The organism is Rubneribacter sp. (genome assembly GCF_965361815.1).
Genome location: NZ_CBDTNW010000063.1, coordinates 1 through 22,817 on the forward strand (window position 1 = coordinate 1; position 22,817 = coordinate 22,817).

The window sequence follows — 22,817 nt, forward strand, 5'->3', positions numbered from 1 at the left end:
GACGGTCGTGACGTCGACGACGGTGACGTTCAGCTTGCGTTCGAGCTGCTCTCCGTAGCTGGCCCATACGCGCGACAGCAACGCGAAATCCCCGCGTTCGGCCATGACGGCCAAAACGTCGACAAGGACCGGATGGCATTGCGCGAACACCTTGCGCGCAAGCTCGTTCCTCTGCTCGGGCGTATAGGAGCTGTCCTCAAGGGAGCTGGAGAGGTCCATGTTCGAACGCGCGATGCGCATGACGCGCTCGGCCTGGTCGCGAACCTCGAGCACGGCGTCTTGGCCGCCTGCCTCGTATGCGCCGTCCAGCAGGATAGACGCGTACGCCGCAACCTTTTCCTTGAGAACATGGCGGTTAGTTGGCATTGAAACTGCCCGCCTCGTTCACATAGCGCTCGACGATCTTGCGATGCTCGTCGTCGTTCAGATCCTCGCCGATCAGGCGGGATGCGACAGCCACCGACAAGTCGGCCACCGAGCCTTGCAGCTCGGATATGGCGGCCGTCTTCTCGGCCTCGATGGCGGCGTGCGCCTTCTCGATCATCGCCGCAGCCTCGGCCTGCGCCTTGTCGGTGATGTCGGCCTTCACGGCCTCGCCGGTTTTCTTGGCGTCAGCGACGATCTGGGCGGCCTGGCTCTTCGCGTCCTCCAGCTGGCGCTTGTACTCCTCGAGCACGCGCTCGCTCTCGATGCGGGCCTGCTCGGACTTCTCAAGGGAGTCCTTGATGAGCTGCTCGCGCTTCTCCAGCATGCCCTCGAACTTCGGCCAGCCGAACTTCAGCAGCACGACGGCGACCACGATGAAGCCGATGAGCATGGGGATGAACTCCGCCATGTCCGGCAGGATCGCCGATATGCCGGCCGACTCGCTTTCGGCCGCGAACGCGAGCGCAGGGGACGTGAGCGTGAGGCCGCCTGCGGCGACCGCGACGAACCCGATGCAGGCCCCCGTTGTCCTCGCTTGTTCTTTCACGTGGTAACCTCCTTACAGCCTCATGCGGCGTTTTCCCGATGAAGGCTCAGGTTACACGATGAAGACGAGCACGAAGCCGATGAGGGCGAGGGCCTCGGCGAGGGCGGCGCCGATGATGAAGTTCGTGAACAGACGGCCCTGCAGTTCGGGCTGGCGGGCGGTGGCCATGCAGCAGCCGTAGCAGGCGATGCCGATGCCAAGACCAGGGCCGAACGTGGCCAGGCCGTAGCCCACGAGCTTCAAGGCAGCGAGTGTAATTTCCACAGTGTCCTCCTTTTACCGTTTCCGGGCCGCTCCCGGAAACTCCGATCGTACTATGTCCATCCGGCGGTGGATACGCCGATGAAACCCAAGGGATTGGCGCGACCCGCCCCAGGCGGGCGCGCGGGGCAGCTCCTAGTGCTCAGACGTCGCCAGCGAGATGTACACCGCCGACAGGATGGTGAACACGTAAGCTTGCAGGAAGGCGACGAGCACCTCAAGCGCGTACATGGCGATGAGGAACAGCACCCACGCCACCGAGATGCCGCCGTACACGGCGCCGGCGCCCTGGATGGCCGCTCCCAAAAACACGCTCGCGGCCAGCGCGAAGATGCCGAGCACCATGTGGCCCGCGAACATGTTGCCGTAGAGTCGCACGGCCAGCGTGAGCGCGCGCAGCACCATGGAGAGGAACTCGAAGAACCAGATGACGGGCACCATGGGCTTCGGCAGCCCCGACGGGGCGATGGACTTGATGTAGCCCCAGCCGCCGTGCGCCTTCACGCCCCAGTAGTTGAAGTAGACAAACGAGATGATGGCCAGCGCCCACGTGACGCTGATGGAGCCCGTCGGCGTCTTGCAGCCGGGGATGAGCCCCACGAAGTTCGAGATGAGAATGAAGAAGAACAGCGTGGCCAGGAAGGGCACATGGCGCTTGAAGCCGTGGCCGATGGCGCTTTGTCCCATGTCGCGTCGCACGAACTCGTAACCGTACTCCACCATGCCGGCGAACTTGCCGGACGGGACGAGCGAGAGGCGCTTGCTGGCCGCGAGCACCACGATAAGCGTGATGACCAGGCAGATGATCATCCAGAAGATGTACTGGGTCAGCCCGACTCCGTCCCCACCGAGCACGAATGCCGAATTGAACGACGACTGGAGATGGGGAATCTCCTCCGCAAGAGTTTCAAGAGGGTTCACGTGTCTTACCTTTCCATCCTCACTTACGCACCAGTTTCACCACGCCGAAGCCGATGGCCACAGCCGCAAGCGCCACAACCTCGGCCAAAACGAAGGGGAGAACGAGATCGCGCGCCGCCACGATGCAGATGATGGCGGACGCGAAGATCACGATGAACGATAGCAGCACGCCCAGAAGCAAGGCGCCTGCGTGCCCTATGTTGCTGGTATCGGTCACCCGTCTCGTCATTCGCAAGCCGGCGAACAGCGGCACAAACCCCGCCGCACCGGCCAACGCCCCCAACACGATAGCTCCTGCCATAACCCGCTTTCCTGCTGACCGCGCTTTTGATGCGCATTCCACCAAGCCGTTACGTACCATAGCAGAAGTTCCCCTCCAGCGTGCGGCAAGGTTGCAAAAACCTAGAATTTCCGGGTGAACGGGGAGCCGAAGCAGCCGAAAACTGCATAAAGTTGGGCGAAGGACCGCTGGGACTGCATATCGAGGCCAACGGCGCGGCCCGTTGGCAAGGCGGCCGCGCTTGACGGGGGTCGGATCTGCCGCACGGCGGAAACAGAGGGCGCGAGGGCGGCGAGACATCGCGGCTGCAGCGAGGGGCGGCGTGCGTGAGGCCGCGGCGGGGGCGTTGGAGCGACGTGGCTGCGGCGAGGGTCATTGGGGGCGATGCGGCTGCGGCGAGGGTCATTGGGGGCGACGCGGCTGCGGCGGGCGGCGTGCGCGGCCGCCCCTCTGCTCAGCCTTCGAACACGCGCAGCTTGATGCCCGCTTCCTCGAGCATGGACATGGACAGCTCGTCGGGATAGGGGTTTTGGTAGACGATCTCCTCGATGCCGGCGTTGATGATCATCTTGGCGCACGTCACGCACGGCTGCGTTGTGACGTAGATGGACGCGCCCATGATGTTGGTGCCGTAGCGCGCCGCCTGGATGATGGCGTTCTGCTCGGCATGCAAACCGCGGCAGATCTCCTGGCGCTGGCCCGAGGGGATGCCGAGCTGCTGGCGCAAGCACCCCACCTCGGCGCAGTGGCGCAAGCCCGTGGGCACCCCGTTGTAGCCCGTGGCCAGGATGCGGCGGTCCTTCACGATGACCGCGCCCACCGCGCGTCGGACGCACGTGGTGCGCGTGGCCACCTCGTGCGCCAGCTTCATGAAGTACTCGTCCCAGCTGGGACGGTGGTCGATGACCATAGTCAAACCTCCTTCTCCCCCGCCTCGCCCTACGGGGAGGGCGAGGGACGCGAATACCGGGGCACAACCGGAAAAGCGGCAGCCCACCGGGCCTTCTGCCCCGCCTCGCCCCGCGAGGGGCGGGGACGCGCCCGCTTGGGCGCGCGGCAGCGGCCCGCCGGAGCGCTACTTCGTGCCGAAGATGCGATCGCCGGCGTCGCCCAAGCCGGGGACGATGTAGGCGCGCTCGTTGAGGCCCTCGTCGATCGCGCAGGTGTAGATGCGCACGTCGGGGTCGGCGGCGAGCACGGCCTCTATGCCCTCGGGCGCGGCCACGAGCACGACGAGCTTGATGTTCCTCACGCCGAGCTTGCGCAGGTATTGGATGGCCGCGGTGGCCGAGCCGCCGGTGGCCAGCATCGGATCCACCACGAGCACGTCGCGCTGGGCGATGCTGTCGGGCAGCTTCGCGTAGTACTCGTGCGGCTCGTGCGTCTCGGGGTCGCGGTACATGCCGAGATGCCCCACGAACGTGGAGGGCATAAGCTCCTGGATGCCCTCCACCATGCCGAGGCCCGCGCGCAGGATGGGCACGATGACCATCTTCTTGCCGGCCACCTGCTTGCAGGCGGCCTTGCAGATGGGCGTCTCCACCTCCACGTCCTCCAAAGCGAGGTCGCGCGTGGCCTCGTAGCCCTCGAACAGGGCAAGCTCCCGCACAAGGGCGCGGAAGTCCTTCGAGGAGGTGTCCTTGTTGCGCAGCTTGGACAGCTTGTGCTGCACCATGGGATGGTCGACGACGGTGACGCGGTCGTAGGACATGCGCCCTCCCCTTCCTAGTACGAAAGCTCCGGGTACAGCGGATGCGCGGCCAGCATGGCGTCCACCTTGGCGCGGATGTCGGCGAGCTTCGCCTCGTCGCCCGCGTTGAACACCGCGGCGGCTATGAGCTGGCCCACCTGGTAGAAGTCCTCGGCCGTGAAACCGCGCGTGGTGGCCGCGGCGCTTCCCACGCGGATGCCGCTTGTGACGAAGGGGCTGCGCGGCTCGTTGGGGATGGTGTTCTTGTTGACCGTGAGGCCCACGCTTTCGAGCAGCTTCTCGGCGTCTTTGCCGGTGACGTCGGCGGGCGTGAGGTCCACCAGGCACAGATGGTTGTCGGTGCCGCCGGACACCAGGCGAAGCCCGCCGTCCATCATGCCCTGGCCCATGACGCGGGCGTTCTCCACCACGTGGTCGATGTATTCGGCAAACGAAGGCTTGAGCGCCTCGCCGAACGCCACGGCCTTGCCGGCGATGACGTGCATGAGCGGGCCGCCCTGAGAGCCGGGGAACACGGCGCTGTTGATCTTCTTTCCCAGCTCCTCGTCGTTTGAGAGGATGAAGCCGCCGCGCGGGCCGCGCATGGTCTTGTGGCTGGTGGACGTCACGATGTCGGCATGCGGCACGGGGCTTGGGTGCGCGCCCGTGGCCACGAGGCCGGCGATGTGGGCCATGTCCACCATGAAGTACGCGTCCACCTCGCGCGCGATGGCGACCATGCGCTCGAAGTCGATGACGCGCGGGTACGCGCTCGCGCCGCCCACGATCACGCGGGGGCGGCACTTTTTGGCCTGGGCCAGAAGCGCGTCGTAGTCGATGGTCTCGGTTTCGGGGTCAAGCCCGTAGGCCTCCACGTGGTAGAGCTTGCCCGAGAAGTTCACGGGGCTGCCGTGCGTGAGATGCCCGCCCTGATCCAGGCTCATCCCCAAGATGGTGTCGCCCGGCTTTAGGATGGAGAAGTAGGCCGCCAGGTTGGCGTTGGCGCCCGAGTGGGGCTGCACGTTGGCGAACTTCGCGCCGAAAAGCTCGCAGGCGCGGTCGCGCGCGAGGTCCTCCACGATGTCCACCTTCTCGCAGCCGCCGTAGTAGCGCTTGCGGGGGTAGCCCTCGGCGTACTTGTTCGTGAGCACGCTGCCCACGGCCTCCATGACGGCGGGCGACGTGAAGTTCTCCGAGGCGATGAGCTCCACGGAGTCGCGCTGGCGGGCAAGCTCCTGGCGAAGCGCGTCGGCCACCGCGGGATCGGACTGGGGCAGATAGGTCAAGGGCATGACGGTTCCTTTCGACGGAATGTTTCGTCGTATGCTAGCACAACGGAGCCGGCGCGGGGCACGCGGGCCCGAAGGGGATCGGCCGAGGCGGCGGGCGCCCCGGCAGCGCACGAAACGCCCGCGAGCGCGGGAACCCGCGCTCGACGGCCGACGAACAGGGCCCTGCGCCCGGCGCCCGACATGCGCGAAAAGCCTCGGCAGCACGCGAGTCCGAGCAAAACGCCCGGGCTACTCGCTTTCCAGAGCGCTTATCTTGCACACGCGGTCCGCGTGGCGGCCGCCGCCGAAGTCGGTGGAGAGGAAGGTGTCCACGATCTCGCGATTGGTGGAAAGGTCCACGAAGCGGCCCGAGACGGCCACGACGTTGGCGTCGTTGTGCTCGCGCGCGAGCGCCGCGAACACGGGGCTGGTCACGTTGGCGGCGCGGATGCCGCGCACCTTGTTCGCGGCAACGGCCATGCCGATGCCCGTGCCGCACACGAGCACGCCGCGCTCGGCCGCGCCGCCTGCCACGTCCCGCGCCACGAGGGCGGCGTAATCGGGATAGTCCACGCGCGCGTCGGTGTCGGGCCCGCGGTCGATCACGTCGTGGCCCTGCTCTGTCAGATGGTCGACGAGCGCCTGCTTCTGCTCGTAGCCCGCATGGTCGCTCGCAATGCTGATCCTCATTCTAGGACAACCCCTCTTTCGATCCTCGCCCGCCGACGCGCCCGACGGCGCGCGAGCGGCCCTTCTCCATCGTGCGGCCCACGGCGCGCGCCCAACCGTCCAAAAGCCGCGCACGACAGGCACCGTCCATCCGCGGTTCGAAACGCGTGGCATCGCCGCCCAGGTCAAGCAGCTGCGCGGTGTCCTTCCAGAACCCGCCCGCCAACCCGGCGAGATACGCCGCGCCAAGCGCTGTTGCCTCCGTATTCTGCGGACGGACAAGCGGCGTGCGCAAGATGTCGCTTTGGAACTGCATGAGAAAACCGTTCGCCGACGCGCCGCCGTCCACCTTGAGCTCGCGCAGGGGCACGCCCGCGTCGGCCTCCATCGCCACGGCGAGGTCGTGCACCTGGTACGCGAGCGCCTCCAGCGCGGCGCGCACCACCTGCGCGCGCGACGTGCCGCGCGTCAACCCGTAGATGGCGCCGCGGGCCTCCGCGTCCCAATGCGGCGCGCCCAGGCCCGTGAACGCCGGCACCACGTACACCCCGCCCGTGTCGGGCACGCTTTCAGCCAGCTCCTCCGTCTCGGCCGCCGTGGCGACAAGCCCCAGCTCGTCGCGCAGCCACTGCACAAGCGCGCCCGCCGTGAACACGCTGCCCTCCAGCGCGTACTCCGGTCCCGCCGCGCCCGGCGCGCTGGCCGCCAGCGTGGAGAGGAGGCCGTGGCTTGAGCGGCACGCCTTGCCGCCCGTGTGCATGAGCAGAAAGCAGCCGGTGCCGTAGGTGTTCTTCGCCTGGCCCGGCTCGAAGCAGCGCTGGCCGAACAACGCCGCCTGCTGGTCGCCCGCCACGCCGAGGATGGGCACGCCCTCCACCACGCCGGGATGCGAGGTGAGGCCGAAGCCGCCCGCGGAGGGGCGCACCTCGGGCGCCATCGACAGCGGGATGTCGAACAGGTCGAACAACCACGGGTCCCAACGCATCTCGTGGATGTTGTACAGCATGGTGCGGCTGGCGTTGGTGGGGTCGGTGGCGTGCACCTTCCCGCTGGTGAGCTGCCAGATCAGCCAGGTGTCCACCGTGCCGAACACCAGTTTGCCCGCCTGCGCGTCCTCGCGCGCGCCCGGCACGTTGTCAAGGATCCACTTGATCTTGCTGGCCGAGAAGTACGCGTCGGGAACAAGCCCCGTGCGCTCGGCGATGGCGCGCACCGTTTGCGGGTCGGCCGCCAGCTGCTCGATGAGAGGCGCCGTGCGACGGCACTGCCACACGATGGCGTTGCTCACCGGGCGCGCCGTCTCGCGGTTCCACACGACGCAGGTTTCGCGCTGGTTCGCAATGCCGATGCCGGCGATGTCGGCGGGCGCAAGACCGTGGGACACCACCAGCTCGGTGAGCGCTCCCAGCTGGGAGGACAAAAGGTAGGTGGGCGAATGCTCCACCCAGCCCGGCTGCGGGTAGATCTGCGGGAAGGGGTTTTGCACCGCGCCCACGGCGCGCCCCCGCGCGTCCACCAGCACGGCGCGCGAGGACGTGGTTCCCTGGTCGAGCGCTATCACGTAGCGTGCGGTCATAGAAAAGCCTCCTTGCGCTGTTCGCCTTGCCCGCCGGCGACGTCAAAGCCGACGGAGGCGTCGTGGCCGGCGGGGACGCTGCGGTCGGCGGGAACGACGCCGCACCCGCCGAGCGAAGCCTCGCCCTCCTCCCCTTCCCCGCCTTCCCGCCGCTCGGCGGCGCACGCTTCGGCCCAAGGGCGCTGCGCTTCGGAATCGGGGAAGCGTTCGGCCAGGCGCGCCTCCGTCCATTCGGCCACGTCCGCGAACACGCGGGCGCGCTCCGGCTCGTTCAGCACCTCATGCCGCATGCCCTCGTAGAGGATCTCATCCACGCGCTCCACGCCGCTTTGACGCATAAGCTCGACGGCGGCGCGCACGCCTTGACCTTCATCGCCTACCGGATCCTTCGTTCCCGCAACGAACAGCAGCGGCAGGTCGTTCGGCACGCGCTGTGCGCAGGCAGGCGACGCCACCTCTCCGGTAAGGTCGGTGAGGGCCGCATAGCCGCCCACGGTGAACATCGCACCGCACAGCGGGTCGGCGATGAAGGCGTCCACCACGTCGGGGTCGACGGACAGCCAGTCGAAGGGCGTGCGAGCGCCTTCGATACGCTTGCCGTAGGCGCCCGCGCCCATGCCGTCGATAAGCGCACTCCGGCGATGCTCCCCTGCGAAGCGCGCGACCAGGCGCGCGAGCAGGTTGCCCGCCTTCGACAAAGCGCGCGGCGGGTTGCCCGTGCCGCAGAGAACCGCGGCGGCCAGCCCGTCCCCGTGACGCGCCAGGTAGGCGCGCACGATGAAACTGCCCATGGAATGGCCGAACAGGACGTAGGGGATCGACTCGCCCACACGGCGCGTCATCTGCTGGCGCAGCTCGTGCACGTTGGCAATGAGGGCCTCTTTGCCGTACGCGAGCGGAATGTGACCGAGGTCATCCGGCGTGGCGGCCGTGCGACCATGGCCCACATGGTCCTCGCCGCACACGACGAACCCCTGACGTGCGAGGTAGCGCGCGAACTCGTCATAGCGAGCCATGTGCTCGGCCATGCCGTGGACGATCTGAAAGACGCCGCGCGGACACGCGGCGCCCGAAGCGACGTCAAAGCGCTGCCAAAGCAGCCCTTTGATCTGGTACGACCCGTCGGCTGAAGGGCATTTCAGATCCTCGCGGACAATGCTTGACGCAGTGGAAGTCATGGTTATTTTCCTTCCTCGCTCAGCGTCTCGATGTCGGAGAGCGTGATGGCCCCTTCGCGCAGCACGCGCGGGCGCGGGCCTGTGCAGTCGAGGACGGTGGAGGCCACGCCGCTTTTGCCGGCGTCGTGGACATCGGCGTCGTCGGCCAGGACGGCAGCTGCGCGGGAGGCGAGCGCGGGATCGACCGCGGCAAGCGAGCGCGGCGCGGGATGCCCGGAGATGTTCGCGGACGTGGTGGCCAGCGGGCAGCCCGCCGCCCGGATGAGCGCGAGGGCGCGCGCGTTGCCGGGCATGCGCAGGCCGACGGTGCCCGCATCCGAGCGGAACGCGGGCGGCACCGCTTTCGAAGCGCGCACGACGAGCGTGAGCGGACCCGGCCAGAAGCGCGCTGCGGCAGCCCGCGCGAAGTCGGGGACGCCCGCGCCGTAGCGGTCGAGGTCATCCGGCGAGCCAACGAGCCAGGCGATGGGCTTGCCGCGGTCGCGCTCCTTCAGCGCGTAAAGCGCATCGGGGCCTGCGGTCGCGCGGATGGAAACGCCCAGGCCGTACACGGTGTCCGTGGGAAACACCACCGCCTGGCCGCGCTTGAGCGCATCGGCGGCCTCCTCGAAGGTTGCGCGAACGGGCATGGGGCTCCTTCCCGACGGATGCGCCGGCGTGGCGCGACAGGAAACACTACGGGCATTGTACCCCGATTTGCGAGTTGCCGTATACTGGGCGTGCTCAAGGAACTCACGCGAAGTTGAATCCGGGCTTTTTGGTTCAGCCTCGCAGCGCTTCGATGCAGGCTCAAACCCCTCAACCCGCATCGATAAGGAAACGTCGCATAAAAGGCAGATTGGACGGAACGGCAGCACAATGGGAGATTTCTCGAAGCGGGTGTTTGAGGTGGTACGGCGGGTGCCGCGCGGCACCGTGGCAACCTACGGGCAGGTGGGGCGGCTCATCGGCGCGCCGCGGTCCGCGCGCTACGTGGGTTACGCGTTGCGGACGAACCCCAAGCCCGGCACCGACCCAGGATGCATTCCGTGCCATCGCGTTGTGTTCAAGGACGGGTCGCTGTGCAAGGGCTTCGTCTTCGGCGGCCCCGACGAGCAGCGCGCGATGCTCGAAGCCGAGGGCGTGACGTTTCTTGCCGACGGGCGCGTGGATATGGAAGCGTGCCAGTGGGACGGGCGCGAGGGCGGTGCCGACGCGGACGACGCCGACATCCCGTGCGCGCCGCCGCCCGACTTCGATTGGGCGCACGAGCTGGGAGAAGAGTAGCGCGCAGGGGATTACCTTGCCTTTGGAGGCCCTCGGTGGAGGCGCGGGGTTGGCGCTGCCGCCGCGCCGTCAGCCGAAGGCGCGCGCAAGCGCTTCGGCCACGCGCAATCCGTCGCAGGCCGCGCTCATGATGCCGCCCGCATAGCCCGCGCCCTCGCCGCAGGGGTAGAGGCCGCTCCCCGACGGGCCGCAAGCCTCCGGAGTCTCCGCGCCCTCCCCTGTTCGCACGCGTGCCTGCAACCCCTCGTCGCGCACGATGCGCACAGGGCTTGAGCTGCGCGTTTCCACGCCGGTCATCACCGCGTCGGCATCGGCGAAGCCAGCGAGCCGACGGTCGAGCGCAGGCAGCGCCTCGGCGATCGCGTCCGCGATAAACGGCGGCAGGCAGGCGCGCAGGTCGCACCAAGCCACGCCGCGCGCGTAGGTGGGGCGCACCGTGGCGCTTGCGCGCCCAGCGCAACCGGCCAGAAAGTCGCCCACCGTCTGCGCGGGAGCGGCATACGGCGCGCCGCCGGCCGCACGCGCCGCCTTGTAGGCCGCGCGCTCCATGCGCCGCTGCAGCTCAACGCCCGCAAGCGGATGATCGCTTCCGAAATCATCCGGCCCCACGCCCACCAGAAGCGCGCTGTTGGCGTTTTCGCCGTCGCGCGCGAAGCGGCTCATGCCGTTCACCACCACGCCGCCCTCCTCGCTGGCGGCGCACACCACCTCCCCGCCCGGGCACATGCAAAACGTGTAGGCGCTCCGGCCCCCCGGCAGGTGGACGGCCAGCTTGTAGTCGGCCGCCCCGAGCGCCGGATGCGCGGCGGCATCCCCGTATTGCGCCCGGTTGATGGCGGCCTGGCAATGCTCGATGCGCACGCCCACCGAAAACGGCTTCTGCTCCATGAACGCACCCGCCTCGTGGAGCATGGCGAACGTGTCGCGCGCCGAATGCCCGCAGGCAAGCACCACACGCCGTGCGGCGATGCGCTCCCGCGCTCCCGTGCGCCCGTCCAGCACCTCCGCGCCGGCCAGCCGCCCGCCCTCGAAATCCAACCCAACGAGCTGCGCATGGAACCGCACCTCGCCGCCCGCGTCTTCGATCTGCGCGCGCAGGGAGCGCACGACGTCCGCAAGCACGTCGGTGCCGATGTGGGGCTTCGCCTGCCAGAGGATCTCCTCGGGCGCGCCCGCGTCCGCGAACCAACGCAGCACATGGCGCGCATACGGGCTTTTGATGTTGGTGGTCAGCTTGCCGTCCGAGAACGTGCCCGCGCCGCCCTCGCCGAACTGGATGTTCGTCTGCGCATCAAGCGGACCGCCTGCATCGAAGGCCGCGACGGCGGCTTGGCGTTCGTCCACGTTGCCGCCGCGCTCGATCAAAAGCGGCCGCACGCCCGCACGCGCCAAATAAAGGGCTGCGAACAGGCCGGCGGGACCCGCGCCCACAACGATGGGCCGCGGCTCGCCGGACGCCGCATACGCGCGGGCGAGGTCGGACACGGCAAGGGGCGCGTACGGCGCGTGCGCGCGCACGTTCGCGCAACCTTGGGCGAGCGCGCGGCGCTCGGCCGCGCTGTCGGCCAGCTGCACGGCAAGGGTCGCCACGAAGTGGACATCGCGCTTCTTGCGCGCGTCCACGCTGCGCTTGAGCAGCCGCACGTCGCGCACGGCTCCTTCCGCAACGCCGAGCGCGCCCGCAGCCGCCGCTCGCACGCATGCCTTAGCCTGCGGACCCGGCACACCCGCGTCAAGCGGAAGCCTCACGTTGGCGACTTCAAGCACGGCCCGTCCCCTTCTCCTTACGCTTTGCGAGCGCGGCTGCGGCAGCGCGGCCCGCCACGATGCCGCTCGCCCACGCCCAGTGCAGGTTGTAGCCGCCGCAGGGCGCGTCCACATCAAGCGCCTCCCCCGCCGCGAACAGACCCGGCAGCTCCCGCGCCTCCAACGTGCGCGCGTCGAACGCCGCGACGGCGAACCCGCCGCGCGTCACCTGGCACTGCCGCGCATCGCCCACGCCGCGCACGGCAAGCGCGAATCCTTTGAGCGTGCGGGCAAGCGCAGGCGCATCGCCGTCCGCAAAGGGCGCATCGGGCCGCAGCCCCGCCTGCTTGAGCACGGCGCGCGCCACCTGGGACACGAACATGCCCACCAGCAGCCCCTCGCCCGTGGGCGCACCGAGGCGAGCGCGGCGATTGCGCAGGTTTTGCTCGCATGCGCGGGCGTCGAACTGCGGCAGGAGGTCGAGCAGCAGCGCATCACCCGGGCGCGCGAAGCGCGAGAGGTTGAACACCGCGATGCCCGACACGCCGTAATCGCGGAAGAGCACTTCGCCCGCTTCGGCCGCGCGCGGCGCGCCGTCCGGGTCCGCGAGCGCGGCCGTGCATCGCACGCGGATGTTGTTGAGCGGCTTGACCAGGTCCGTGTCGGTGCGCAGCGGACCGAGCACCGGACGCTGCGCCTCGAAGGGGAGCGCGCCGGGCACCAAGTCGCGCGCCGTACGGCCGCCTGTCGTCACGATCACGGCGCGCGCATGCGCGATGGCGCCGTCCGCGAAGCGCACGTGCCAGCGATCGCCGGCGCGCTCGGGCGCATCGATGCGCGTCGCCCGATGCTCGCACTCCACGCGCACCCCTTCGCGCGCAAGCGCCGCACGCAGCACGTCGAGCACGCTCGACGCCTTGTTCGCAAGCGGATAGAGCCGCCCCTCCCCCTCCTCGCGCCACACAAGCCCCAGGTCGGCGAAGAACGCATGCACGGGATCGGCCGCACAACCTAAAGCTGCCGCAAACCCATCTTCGCCCACATCCGCCGCCTCCCGCGCGCTGTCCGCCGCAAGCGCCTCCAGCACCTTGCCCACAAACTCGGCGTTGCGGTACATCCCCGCATCCACCTGCGCGTTCGAGAAGTTGCACCGCCCGTTGCCCGTCGCCAGAATGGAGCGCCCCACGCGCTCGTCGGCCTCGAACACCACAACCTCGGTACGGCGCCCGTCCCCCTCTTCGCGCACCGCGCGCGCCGCCGCCACAGCGGCCGCCAATCCCGCCGCGCCGCCTCCTATGATCGCTATCGTTTCCATGCGCCCATTATACGGTATACGCCAGGGCAACGATTAGTTCGCCCCTGTCCTCTTGTATCGAGCAATCTCCCAAGGACAGAGCACCCAAGGACACAGGACGGAAATACGTTTCCTTTTTACACATTTTCATAAGGAGTTTATGGCTGTTTTACCACATTTTCATAGGGAGTTTTGAAACAGAAAAAGGGCGTGCAGGCCGAAGAAAATCAAAGAAAATCAAAACAATGAAACAATGGCGCAAGACGGACGGAGTTAGATTTAAGATGTGGGATGCACCCCAAATGTGACGTTATCCCCGTCCTGCTGTCACCACTCTGCTGTCACCACTGCTGTCACCATTGTCACCATCAATGTGACGTTATCCCCGTCCTGCTGTCACCCTGGGTTGTGCGCCACACCCGCAGACACGGAGATAAGCGACGACTGACTTGGCGAGCAGGTGCGCTTCGCCGCCGACTGCACGATATCAGTCGCATACACGCCCGCCTCGCTATTGAGAACAGCCAAATGTGACGTTATCCCCGTCCTGCTGTCACCCTTGCTGTCACCCTGGAGATGTGGGATATACTCCAAATGTGACGTTATCCCCGTCCTGCTGTCACTCTGCTGTCACTACGCAGGACACCGGGATAACGCCACACTTGAAACGTGAGATGTACCCCAAATGTGACATTATCCCCGGCGGAGTCGCGCTCTCCGCGCCACAGCACCCTGTCACATAATCTATGCCCCGAGGGCCCGGATCGGAATGACGTAGATGCCATCCTCGGCCTCGCGCGCAAATTGGCCGTTGCCGGTGATCACCGCCATGAACGCTGGAGGTCGCACCTGCGCCCCCTTCGCGCTCAGAACCTTGGCGCGCACCCTCTTCAAGTTCCCCACCGCCGCCTCGACCTTGTCCTCGCTGACCTTGAACTCGAAAGCCGCCCAAGAGCCGTCGGCCAACTCAACAACGGCATCGGCCTCCAAACCCGTTTCGTCGCGGTAGTACCGCACCGGCTCGCTGCCAACCGACGGCAACGCGCTCGCATACACCATGAGGTCGCGCATGCAGAGGTTCTCGAACACAAGGCCGAACGTTTGCCAGTCGGCGATAAGGCCATCGACCGAAAGCCCCAAGGCGGCAACCGCCAAAGAGGGGTCGGCGAAATATCGTTTGGGCTTCACGCGAAGCCGCTTCGGCGACCGAGCCGGCGGAAGCCAGCCGGGCACCTCTTGAGTAAGGTAGATCCTCTTTAGGAACCCCGTATAGCCTGCGAGCGTCTTTTCGGAAGGCGCCTCCTCCGCGTTGCCGTACATATCGGCCGCAAGCGTCTTGTACGTGGGCGCTTGGCCCAGATTCCGCGCGATAGACCGAATGAGGGCCCGGGAGGCGCTTGGGTCCTTTCCGTGGGCCGGAGCGCTGTTTTCGCATATCGACCTCAGGTATTCCCGGGAAACCTCTTGCGCAGCCTCCACCGCCTCGTCGAACACCTCGGGCCACCCGCCACGGCAGCAAAGTTCCACCAGCCTTCGCGAATCGTGCTCGACAGAAGCCCTTTTGAAGTCGCCTTGGAAAAGGCCTTTGAGCGACACCTCACCCGTGGAATCGCCCGACTCGCACAGCGTCATGGGAAGCATCCGGACGCGACCGATACGGCCCGCCCCGCTGTGGCGACTCTCCTCGTCACAAGGCGTGGAGGAGCCGGTCAGTATCCACGCGCCGCGCACCTTGCGGCGGCGATCGATTTCGTGGCGCACTGCATTCCAGACGAGAGGGGCTTTCTGCCACTCATCGACGATATGGGGTTGGTCCCCCTCGAGAACAAGAAGAGGATCGGCCTTGGCAAGTTGGAGATTGTTTCCTTCATCCAAATAGGCGATGGAGTTGCCATGGGCGCATGCCGTCCACGTCTTGCCGCACCATTTGGTTCCCGCAATCTCAACGGCACCGAACATACTCAGATAACGCTCAACCTGCTCGTCCACAATGCGCGGGCAATACCCCTCGGGCAGCAACGAGCCGTATCTCAATTCGCCAGATGCCATTCTCCCTCCTTCGATCAGGGAAAATTATAGTTGCTTCCGAAAATCCGTGAAAGATATTTCCGAAAATCCGTGAAAATTTCTTCCGAGAATCCGCCATTGCCAGCATGGCAAGTGCAGGATGGGGCGGTTGACACGCAGGATGCGCATGGGGTTGTGCGCCACGCCTGCAGACACGGAGATAAGCGACGACTGACTTGGCAAGCAGGTGCACTTCGCCGCCAACTGCACGATAACAGCCGCATACACGCCCGCCTCACTATTGAGAACAGCCATGAGAGTCCCCATACGCCACCACGACACGAAAAGTTGACTTTTTATGCCATGTCCGTACACGAAAAGTCAACTTTTCGTGCCATTCACCACTTCGTATGGCAACAAACCGGCGCGCGCCATCACGTTGGCAGCTTCCAAATTCAGCGGCTCGCCGCCTTTGATAGTGCGCATGAGCTGCTTGAACGTAGCCGACGGCAGGCGCTCCTGCATCGTGTGCTCGTCGAACACCATCGAGCCGCAAACATCCGAAATCCGCGCTATTGGCAGCTTCTCTCATCCGTTTTCAGCGAGCAAAACCTTACCTGGCGACGACACCACACGCCAAAGCGCCGCGCCGGCAAAACCCGCATGAAACACGATGTCAACAAGCAAGCGGCGCAAGCACAGGCAGAGCAGGGTGCGGAAAGAGAGGAGCGAACTCAATTACCCCTGCGCAAACCACTTCCACGCGGGCACCTGGCGTATGCGCACGCCATCTTGCTCGTAGGTGCGCTCTTCGCCATTGAGCACAACAAGCGTGCCCTCGCTGTTTCCCGTTTCAAGCAACGCCTCGAACAGCGCCCGCGTTTCGCGACGGCGCGTTCGCTCGTTGTCAACGTCCACGTTTACCTGGTACAACTCCGTCACCTCTCCGAAAAGCGCATCGCCGCACGCGAAGTCGACCTCGTAGCCGTGCCCTTTCGTGATGTACGACGACACGCCGTCGCGCCGCAGCCCGCGCGTTCGCCGCCGCAGTTCGAGGTACACCGCGTTCTCGAGACGCTGACCTGCGTCGTTAACGCTCGCCCATGCGTTCGCCGCCGCCAAGCCGGGGTCGACGGCGTACACCTTGGGAGGCCGTCGCCCACCCTGCGCCAACGCGCGGGAAAACTCGCGCACCGTGAACACCAAATACGCCTGCTCGAAATACGCCAGCAAATCGCCCAGCAGCTCGCGGCTGGTGGCAATTCCCGCAGAACGCAGGTCGCCCTCTATCTTGCGAATGGAAAGCTCGCGCGCGTTCGAACCGAGCAGACGCTGGGCGAACAGCGACGCCACGCGCGGCTTCGACACGTTGTGTCGCTCCACCACATCACGCGACACCACGCGCTGCGCGTACGATTGCAGAAGCGCCACCGCCTGCGGGTTCGGAAGCTCAACCGCCGCCGGAAACCCGCCGCGCACGAGATATTCATCCAACAGGTTCTGCAACGCCCGACGCTCCTGCGACGACGGAGTCACGCTGGGCACCTTCGCGCCGCGCGCCGCCGCATATTCCGCAAACGAATACGGCAGCAGCTCGAAGTCGATGGCGCGCCCGCGAAAGGCGGTCGAGATTTCTTCCGAGAGCATTTTCGACGACGACCCGCTTACGTAAATAGTCGCCTTCGTGGCGTCAACCACGCGCCTCAACCACGCGCTCCACCCCTCCATCTCCTGAAGCTCGTCGAGAAACAGGTAGACCCCCTGGTCGGCGGCTGAAGGGTGCAAACGGAAGAACACTTCCAGCACAGCGTCGCCAACCTCCGAGGTGACGGGCGCCAGCCTGTCGTCCTCGAAGTTGAAGTAGCAGAGGCGCTCCGATGAAACGCCCCGAGCAAGCAGGTTTTCCATTTCCTGAAAAAGCCGGTAGCTCTTGCCGCTGCGGCGCATGCCCGTGACCACCTTCACCAGGTTGCCAGCACGCGGCTCAAGCGGCTCTCCCAGGTCGAGCGCACGAGGCACGATGGGGCGGTAATAATCCAGCGAGAAGCTGCTCAGCAGTTCCGGTATGAGGTCGTTCATGGCGTAACTCCTGTTTTAGCATTTTTGGCAAAATTAATTTGCCATAGTATAGCAAATTCGGTAAAGTAACTTTGCCAAATCGTCTAAATCTGGCCAGGAGAACACGGGGCGTAACGCGGAACGCAAGAAAAGGAGGGGCTTCGGGTCAGAGAAGCCAGCTGGATTGCTTACGTTGCAACGTTCGATAACGTCGGAGAGCAACTGCGCATCGTACAGCTTGAGCCGTTCGTCTTCGAAGTTGAAAAACAAAATGACTCACGCGGAAACCCTGCGGCAACGATGCGACGCATCTCCTGACAGAGCCTGAACGTTTTACCGCAGCGGCGCGCCCCCGTTATCGCCGTCGCCAGATTTCCCTATGCGTGCGACTCGATGTCGCCAAGGGGCAAATTTTTCGGACCGCGAAAGGCGTGGCTCTTTGTTGAACCAACGTTGACGCGGCCCCGCCGGAGGCGGCCCGGCGGGGGGCCACCCGCAAGTTGGTCACAAACTGCGCCCTGTGGCACTCCAGGCGGCCGATCCGGCGCGTTGACGAAGCGCGCGATTCTCACGACCTGGGATTTCTTTGGATGCGAGAGGCGCGGAGGACGGGAAACCGGGCGCGCGCATGCCAAAGGGCGTGGTTTGTGACCAACTTGCAGGCGCGGCCGGCCCATGCTGGCGGCGGTTTAGCAGAAAGAGGCGTGGAAACCGCCAATCGGCAGCCCTGACCGCAAGCGAAAACCTTGGCCAGAAGGAAGGCGGCGGAGAAGCAAGCTCTCGCTCGCGAGCGGCACAAGCCGAAGCCCGCCAGCCGGCACAACCCAAAAAAAGGCGCGCGAGCCGAAGCCCGCGCGCCCGCATGCGCCGCCGCCGACGGGCCGCGCGCTACTTGTTCTCCATCACGGGAATGGGCGTCTCGTCCTTCTCGTCGAGGTTCTTGTCCCACACATAGTGCTTCGTCTCGCGCGCGATCAGGCCGGACAGGATCAGCACCACGATGATGTTGGGAACGGCCATGAGCGCGTTGGTGATGTCGGAGATGGTCCACACGAAGTCCCCCACGCCGATGGCGCCGAGGAACGCAACGACCACGTACAGCACCTGGTACGGACGGATGGCATGCTTGCCGAACAGGTAGGTGACGCAGCGGTTGCCGTAGTAAGACCAACCCAGGATGGTGGAGTACGCGAACAGGATCATGCCGATGACCAGTATGGGCGTGCCGATGTAGGGAATGGAGCCGAACGCCGCGCTCGTGAGGTCGGCGCCCTCGGCTATGGTGCCGCTTTCCATGATGCCGGGGTTGGCGAGCATCGTGGACACGAGCACGATACCGGTGAGCGCGCAGATGACCACCGTGTCCCAGAACGTGCCGGTCATGGACACGAGCGCCTGGCGCGCCGGATTGCGCGTGGAAGCCGCCGAGGCCACGATGGGCGCCGAGCCCAGGCCCGACTCGTTGGAGAACAGCCCGCGCGCGCAGCCGAACTGCAGCGCCATCATAAGGCCGCTTCCCACCGCGCCGCCGAACGCCGCCTTCGGCGTGAAGGCGCACTCGAAGATGAGGCAGATGGCGGGCCACACGTACTCCCAGTTCATGCCGATGATGACGATGCAGCCCCACGCGTAGGCGATGGCCATAAACGGCACGAGCTTCTCGCACACCCGCGAGATGACCTTCACGCCGCCGAAGATGACCACGCTCACCATGATGACGATGGCCAGCCCGATGCCCCAAGCGGGGATGCCGGGGAAGTTGGACACGATGATGCCCGTCATGGAGCTGGACTGCACCGCCGAGCCGATGCCGAACGAGGCGATAGCCGCGAACAGCGCGAACGCGCCCGCGCCCAGCATACCCCACCACGGCGCCTTGCCGTCCTTCTCAAACGCGCGCCGCCACGTGTACATGGCGCCGCCGAGCATGGCGCCGTTGTGGTCGCGCACGCGGTACTTCACGGCGGCGTAAGTCTCGGAGTACTTGGTGGCGATGCCGAACACGCCGGTGAGCCACATCCACAAGACCGCGCCCGGCCCGCCTGCCAAAATGGCCGTGGCCACGCCCACGATGTTGCCCGTGCCGATGGTGGCCGAAAGCGCGGTGCACAGCGCGCCGAACTGGCTGATGTCGCCCGGGGCGTCCGGGTCCTTCGTCACCGACAGCTTGATGGCGGTGGGCAGCTTGCGCTGGATGAACCGCGTGCGAACCGTCAGGTACAGATGCGACCCCAGCAGCAGGATGATCATCGGCGGCCCCCACACGAAGGCGTCGATGTCGTTGATGATCTGGACGATGTCCATGACCCCACTCCTCTCCTCCATGGATGCGGAAGCGGGCAAAGGGCTTATGCCGAAGCGGGTTTTCCACGTGGGATCCCGGCGGGAAAGCCGCTTCGGCACAGGCGCTTTCGCACGCTAAAGTACGAGGATTATAGCGAGGCCATGCATTACGGTTTGTTAACAAATGCGAAATTCCCAGCGAGCGGCGCGAGGACGTGGAGAAGCGCGATGCGCCGGCGGCGCAAGTGACGGCAGCCCCCCGAAACGCCGAGCGCCCCGGAGAGCCTCCTCCGGGGCGCTTGCGGCAGCCGGCCTATGCGACCGTCCTACTCCTTTGCGGCGCGCGCCGCGAAGGCGGTGTCGTCGGGCTGCGCGGCAAGCAGCGGGTCGACCGTGATCACGAAGTTGGGCTTGGTGCCCGACGCCTCGTCGGACACGATGTCGGCCTGGTGCGCGCTCTGGAGCGCGTCCATCTCGTCGGCGGCGATGTTCATGCCGGGGCACGCCGCCACGCATGCGGGAAGCTCGCCGCGCGCCTGGCGGTCGACGCACAGGTCGCACTTGTAGGTCTTGCTCTCCTCCTCGTCGTAGCAAGGAGCATGGTACGGGCACGCCTCGATGCAGGTTTTGCAGCCGATGCACAGGTCGTGGTCCTGCTGCACTATGCCGTTGTCGAGCTTCGTGTACGCCTGTACCGGGCAGTTCTTCAGGCAGGCGGGGTCCTCGCAGTGGTTGCACGACATGGACAAAAACGACACGGCCAGCGGCGCGTCCTGCCTGATCTCGGTCACGCGGCGCAGCAAAACGCCCTTGTTCAGCCTCTTCTCGCTCTTGCAGGCGATGGAGCAGGTTTTGCACCCGTAGCAGTTCTTGTTGCTCATCCAGAATCCCAGCGCCATGGCCTTACGCCTCCTTCTTCACTTCGACGAGCGTCTGATTGCAGCAGTGGGTGCCGCCGAGCGTCTTCCACTTGTCGTTGGTGACGTGGCTCGACGAGCCTCCCTGCTGCTCCCACCAGCCGTTCTGCAAGCCGACGACGCCCTGCTTGATGCGCTGCCCCACCTCGGCCACGCCATGGTGCTCGCCGCGGTCGTTGAACGCCACCACCGCATCGCCCTCCGCGATGCCACGCGCCTCGGCGTCGGCCGTATTCAGCAGAATGACGGGTTGCTTGTCGCACACCTCGTCCATCCACTCGAGGTTGTTGAACGTGGAGTGCACGCCGCGGTACGTCTTGCGCTGCACGCTGAACAGGGGGTACTTCGCCGCCAGCCCATCGCCGTTACGCGCGTCCTCCTCGGCGCGGGCGTAGGTGGCTATGGGGCTGAAGCCCTCCTTCTTCCAGGAGCCCACCCAGAACTCGGCCTTCTTGGACTTCGTCAGGAACACGCCGTCTTTGTAGGGGATGTAGTCGGCGCCCACCACGTCGACGGCCTTCTTCTCCGCAAGCTCGTCGTAGGACAGCCCGGCGGGCTTCACCACGTTGTCTATCATCTCGCTCATCGGCTTGCCGAACGCCTCGCCAAACCCGAACCGGCCGGCCAGCTCGGCGAAGATGTCGAAGTCGCTCTTCACCTCGCCCGGCCCCTCGACGGCCTTCTCGCACAGCTGGATCCAGTGGCTGCGGTGGTTCGCCAGCACGTCCTCGTGCTCGAACTGGGCCGCCACGGGAAGCACCAGGTCCGAATAGAGCGCGGTGGACGTGAGGTACTGGTCGACCGTCACGACGAACGGAATCTTCTCAAGCGCCGCGCGCACCATGTTGGTGTTGGGCCACTGGGTCATGGGGTTGCCGGTCATCGACCAGAGCACGTTCACCTTGAGCGGGTCCTCGTTCAGGACGGCCTCGCCGAACTTGAAGCGCGGAATGGAAGGCGCCGGGTCGTCCACCTCGGGAACCTCGATGGGGTTGCCGGTCTTGACCTCGTTCACGCCGCCCGCATCGCTCACGCCGTCGCCCTCGTGGCCCACGTGCCCGCACAGCGCCGCCAGGTACAGCTGCGTGGCCACGGCATACGTGCCGTTCTCGGTGCGCATGAAGCCGCCCATGTTTTGGATGATCATGGCGCGATCGGCCTGGGCGTACTCGCGGGCCAAGCGCTCGATGTCGGCCGCGGGCACGCCGCATTCGGCCTCGGCGGCCGCCGCGTCCCACTTGGCCGCCTCGGCGTAGATGAGTTCGAACTCGGTGTCGTAGGCATCGGCCGCAGACGTGCCGTCCAGCGTGAGCGCGGGCTCTATGCCGTCCTCGTCATGCCGGACGACCTGGCCGCTTTTGGCGTCGAACACCATGAACGAAGCCGGATCGTCGGCGCTTTCCAGCACAGGCTCGCCGGTGGCCTTGTCCACAAGGCACGGCGCGCAGGTGTGCGCGAGCGCGTACTCCTCGTCGTAGAGGCCCTCGTCGATGACCACCTTGAGCATGGCCAGCGCCATCGCCGCGTCGGTGCCGGGCCACGGGGCCACCCATTCGGACGCCTTCGAGGCCGATTCGGTGAAGATGGGGTCTATCACCACCACCTTGCCGCCGCCCTCCACCACGTTCTCGAAACGCTGGAAGTAGCCCTGCTTGGAGATGGCGGGGTTGTTGCCCCATACGATGACGTAATCGCTTTTTTCTATCTGGTTGCGCGTGTCCAGGAAGCGCTGGCCGTAGATGGGGATCTGCGCCGCCGTGGTGCCCGCGCAGCACAGCGATCCCACCGTGGTGCTCGCGCCGCCCAAGTGCGCGAAGAACGCGTTGGCCACCGGGCCGTGCATCGAGCCGAAGTTGCCCGAACCGGTGACGTAGCAGATGGAGTGCACCCCGTCGGAGTCGATGGCCTCGGAAAACCTCTGCTCGATGAGGTCGAACGCCTCGTCCCAGGTGATCTCCTTGAACTGGCCCGACCCCTTCTCGCCGTCGCGCAGAAGCGGCATCGAGAGGCGGTTCGGGTCGTCGGCCATGTAGCTGCGGGCGATGCCGCGCGCGCACGCCGCGCAGTCGTTGAGTTCGGACGACTCGACTTTGACGATCTTTCCGTCCACCACGTACGCCTTCAGGTTGTGGTGCTGGCACTCCGGCGGGCAGCTGGTGTAGAACACCTCGGCGCCCGCGTACGGGTCGGCGGCCTCCTGCGCGCCCGCGCCCTCTTGCGCCTCCTCGGCGCCCTTCGGGCCGCATCCCGCAAGCCCCACGGCCGCCGCCGCGCTCGCCGCCGCCGCGGCCCCCACGAACGTCCTGCGGGTCAGGGTCGGTTCGGCATGTTCGGTCGCATGCTCCATGAGCTTCCTCCTCCGTTCTCGTCCCATCGCGCCGTCTCTCCCCCGGCGCGTTCCTCGCCCCGTATTCTGCGCGCCGCGCC

Annotated in this window: 21 protein-coding genes; 1 reads left to right on the forward strand and 20 read right to left on the reverse strand. The window is 66.3% G+C overall.

The features are described 5' to 3' along the window. From ACWKY3_RS04350 to ACWKY3_RS04405, 12 genes are all read right to left on the reverse strand, one after another. Positions 1 to 366 (reverse strand): F0F1 ATP synthase subunit delta (locus ACWKY3_RS04350; protein ID WP_449315195.1); only part of this gene is annotated, 366 nt, incomplete at its 3' end. After that, the gene (gene atpF, locus ACWKY3_RS04355; RefSeq protein WP_449315196.1) at positions 356 to 973 is read right to left on the reverse strand and encodes a F0F1 ATP synthase subunit B; all 618 of its coding nucleotides are present in this window, start codon (positions 971 to 973) and stop codon (positions 356 to 358) included. The genes atpF and ACWKY3_RS04350, both read right to left, overlap by 11 nt. Before the next feature lie 51 nt (positions 974 to 1,024). Beyond that, positions 1,025 to 1,237 carry an ATP synthase F0 subunit C gene (gene atpE / locus ACWKY3_RS04360; protein ID WP_449315197.1) on the reverse strand — a complete coding sequence of 71 codons (213 nt, stop codon included), beginning with the start codon at positions 1,235 to 1,237 and terminating at the stop codon, positions 1,025 to 1,027. Between the two features lie 132 nt (positions 1,238 to 1,369). Next, positions 1,370 to 2,155, reverse strand: coding sequence for a F0F1 ATP synthase subunit A (gene atpB, locus ACWKY3_RS04365; RefSeq protein ID WP_449315198.1), 786 nt, complete (start codon positions 2,153 to 2,155; stop codon positions 1,370 to 1,372). Positions 2,156 to 2,174: 19 nt separating this feature from the next. Then, the gene (locus tag ACWKY3_RS04370; RefSeq protein WP_449315199.1) at positions 2,175 to 2,456 is read right to left on the reverse strand and encodes a hypothetical protein; all 282 of its coding nucleotides are present in this window, start codon (positions 2,454 to 2,456) and stop codon (positions 2,175 to 2,177) included. Positions 2,457 to 2,889: 433 nt separating this feature from the next. Further along, positions 2,890 to 3,345, reverse strand: a complete 456-nt coding sequence (locus ACWKY3_RS04375; RefSeq protein WP_449315200.1) for a deoxycytidylate deaminase — start codon at positions 3,343 to 3,345, stop codon at positions 2,890 to 2,892. A 165-nt stretch (positions 3,346 to 3,510) separates the two neighbouring features. Continuing rightward, the gene (gene upp / locus ACWKY3_RS04380; RefSeq protein WP_449315201.1) at positions 3,511 to 4,146 is read right to left on the reverse strand and encodes a uracil phosphoribosyltransferase; all 636 of its coding nucleotides are present in this window, start codon (positions 4,144 to 4,146) and stop codon (positions 3,511 to 3,513) included. A gap of 14 nt (positions 4,147 to 4,160) precedes the next feature. Continuing rightward, positions 4,161 to 5,417, reverse strand: coding sequence for a serine hydroxymethyltransferase (glyA, locus tag ACWKY3_RS04385; RefSeq protein WP_449315202.1), 1,257 nt, complete (start codon positions 5,415 to 5,417; stop codon positions 4,161 to 4,163). 228 nt (positions 5,418 to 5,645) lie between these two features. After that, positions 5,646 to 6,086 (reverse strand): ribose 5-phosphate isomerase B, encoded by a 441-nt coding sequence (gene rpiB / locus ACWKY3_RS04390; RefSeq protein ID WP_449315203.1) that lies wholly within the window; start codon positions 6,084 to 6,086, stop codon positions 5,646 to 5,648. A 1-nt stretch (position 6,087) separates the two neighbouring features. Further along, positions 6,088 to 7,641, reverse strand: a complete 1,554-nt coding sequence (gene glpK, locus ACWKY3_RS04395) for a glycerol kinase GlpK (protein WP_449315204.1) — start codon at positions 7,639 to 7,641, stop codon at positions 6,088 to 6,090. Then, positions 7,638 to 8,819: an alpha/beta fold hydrolase gene (locus ACWKY3_RS04400; protein WP_449315205.1), complete on the reverse strand. Its 1,182-nt coding sequence runs from the start codon at positions 8,817 to 8,819 to the stop codon at positions 7,638 to 7,640. Before ACWKY3_RS04400 ends, glpK begins: the two co-directional genes overlap by 4 nt. A gap of 2 nt (positions 8,820 to 8,821) precedes the next feature. After that, positions 8,822 to 9,448 carry an L-threonylcarbamoyladenylate synthase gene (locus tag ACWKY3_RS04405; protein WP_449315206.1) on the reverse strand — a complete coding sequence of 209 codons (627 nt, stop codon included), beginning with the start codon at positions 9,446 to 9,448 and terminating at the stop codon, positions 8,822 to 8,824. Between the two features lie 229 nt (positions 9,449 to 9,677). Between ACWKY3_RS04405 and ACWKY3_RS04410 the strand changes: the two genes are divergently transcribed. Further along, positions 9,678 to 10,085, forward strand: a complete 408-nt coding sequence (locus ACWKY3_RS04410) for an MGMT family protein (protein WP_449315207.1) — start codon at positions 9,678 to 9,680, stop codon at positions 10,083 to 10,085. A 69-nt stretch (positions 10,086 to 10,154) separates the two neighbouring features. Here the strand turns inward: ACWKY3_RS04410 and ACWKY3_RS04415 are convergent, their stop codons facing one another. The 8 genes from ACWKY3_RS04415 to ACWKY3_RS04450 form a co-directional block, all read right to left on the reverse strand. Beyond that, positions 10,155 to 11,852: an NAD(P)/FAD-dependent oxidoreductase gene (locus ACWKY3_RS04415; protein WP_449315208.1), complete on the reverse strand. Its 1,698-nt coding sequence runs from the start codon at positions 11,850 to 11,852 to the stop codon at positions 10,155 to 10,157. Then, positions 11,845 to 13,146 carry an aminoacetone oxidase family FAD-binding enzyme gene (locus ACWKY3_RS04420; RefSeq protein ID WP_449315209.1) on the reverse strand — a complete coding sequence of 434 codons (1,302 nt, stop codon included), beginning with the start codon at positions 13,144 to 13,146 and terminating at the stop codon, positions 11,845 to 11,847. The genes ACWKY3_RS04415 and ACWKY3_RS04420 overlap by 8 nt, the downstream gene beginning before the upstream one ends. A gap of 723 nt (positions 13,147 to 13,869) precedes the next feature. After that, on the reverse strand, positions 13,870 to 15,174 hold the full coding sequence (locus ACWKY3_RS04425; protein WP_449315210.1) for an ATP-binding protein: 1,305 nt from the start codon (positions 15,172 to 15,174) through the stop codon (positions 13,870 to 13,872). A 339-nt stretch (positions 15,175 to 15,513) separates the two neighbouring features. Next, complete coding sequence (locus ACWKY3_RS04430; protein WP_449315229.1) at positions 15,514 to 15,714, reverse strand: glutamine synthetase III; 201 nt, start codon at positions 15,712 to 15,714, stop codon at positions 15,514 to 15,516. A 156-nt stretch (positions 15,715 to 15,870) separates the two neighbouring features. Next, the gene (locus ACWKY3_RS04435; protein WP_449315211.1) at positions 15,871 to 17,211 is read right to left on the reverse strand and encodes an ATP-binding protein; all 1,341 of its coding nucleotides are present in this window, start codon (positions 17,209 to 17,211) and stop codon (positions 15,871 to 15,873) included. Positions 17,212 to 18,078: 867 nt separating this feature from the next. Next, positions 18,079 to 19,494 carry an alanine/glycine:cation symporter family protein gene (locus tag ACWKY3_RS04440; RefSeq protein WP_449315212.1) on the reverse strand — a complete coding sequence of 472 codons (1,416 nt, stop codon included), beginning with the start codon at positions 19,492 to 19,494 and terminating at the stop codon, positions 18,079 to 18,081. 305 nt (positions 19,495 to 19,799) lie between these two features. Then, positions 19,800 to 20,372 carry a 4Fe-4S dicluster domain-containing protein gene (locus ACWKY3_RS04445; RefSeq protein WP_449315213.1) on the reverse strand — a complete coding sequence of 191 codons (573 nt, stop codon included), beginning with the start codon at positions 20,370 to 20,372 and terminating at the stop codon, positions 19,800 to 19,802. A 4-nt stretch (positions 20,373 to 20,376) separates the two neighbouring features. After that, complete coding sequence (locus tag ACWKY3_RS04450; protein ID WP_449315214.1) at positions 20,377 to 22,737, reverse strand: molybdopterin-containing oxidoreductase family protein; 2,361 nt, start codon at positions 22,735 to 22,737, stop codon at positions 20,377 to 20,379. Positions 22,738 to 22,817 lie beyond the last annotated feature (80 nt).

Bases quoted from the DNA above. Each gene is read 5' to 3' on its own strand.
- ACWKY3_RS04370 (WP_449315199.1), bottom strand. From the start codon at position 2,456: ATGGCAGGAGCTATCGTGTTGGGGGCGTTGGCCGGTGCGGCGGGGTTT.
- ACWKY3_RS04375 (WP_449315200.1), bottom strand. From the start codon at position 3,345: ATGGTCATCGACCACCGTCCCAGCTGGGACGAGTACTTCATGAAGCTG.
- upp (WP_449315201.1), bottom strand. From the start codon at position 4,146: ATGTCCTACGACCGCGTCACCGTCGTCGACCATCCCATGGTGCAGCAC.
- glyA (WP_449315202.1), bottom strand. From the start codon at position 5,417: ATGCCCTTGACCTATCTGCCCCAGTCCGATCCCGCGGTGGCCGACGCG.
- rpiB (WP_449315203.1), bottom strand. From the start codon at position 6,086: ATGAGGATCAGCATTGCGAGCGACCATGCGGGCTACGAGCAGAAGCAG.
- glpK (WP_449315204.1), bottom strand. From the start codon at position 7,641: ATGACCGCACGCTACGTGATAGCGCTCGACCAGGGAACCACGTCCTCG.
- ACWKY3_RS04400 (WP_449315205.1), bottom strand. From the start codon at position 8,819: ATGACTTCCACTGCGTCAAGCATTGTCCGCGAGGATCTGAAATGCCCT.
- ACWKY3_RS04405 (WP_449315206.1), bottom strand. From the start codon at position 9,448: ATGCCCGTTCGCGCAACCTTCGAGGAGGCCGCCGATGCGCTCAAGCGC.
- ACWKY3_RS04410 (WP_449315207.1), top strand. From the start codon at position 9,678: ATGGGAGATTTCTCGAAGCGGGTGTTTGAGGTGGTACGGCGGGTGCCG.
- ACWKY3_RS04420 (WP_449315209.1), bottom strand. From the start codon at position 13,146: ATGGAAACGATAGCGATCATAGGAGGCGGCGCGGCGGGATTGGCGGCC.
- ACWKY3_RS04425 (WP_449315210.1), bottom strand. From the start codon at position 15,174: ATGGCATCTGGCGAATTGAGATACGGCTCGTTGCTGCCCGAGGGGTAT.
- ACWKY3_RS04435 (WP_449315211.1), bottom strand. From the start codon at position 17,211: ATGAACGACCTCATACCGGAACTGCTGAGCAGCTTCTCGCTGGATTAT.
- ACWKY3_RS04440 (WP_449315212.1), bottom strand. From the start codon at position 19,494: ATGGACATCGTCCAGATCATCAACGACATCGACGCCTTCGTGTGGGGG.
- ACWKY3_RS04445 (WP_449315213.1), bottom strand. From the start codon at position 20,372: ATGGCGCTGGGATTCTGGATGAGCAACAAGAACTGCTACGGGTGCAAA.
- ACWKY3_RS04450 (WP_449315214.1), bottom strand. From the start codon at position 22,737: ATGGAGCATGCGACCGAACATGCCGAACCGACCCTGACCCGCAGGACG.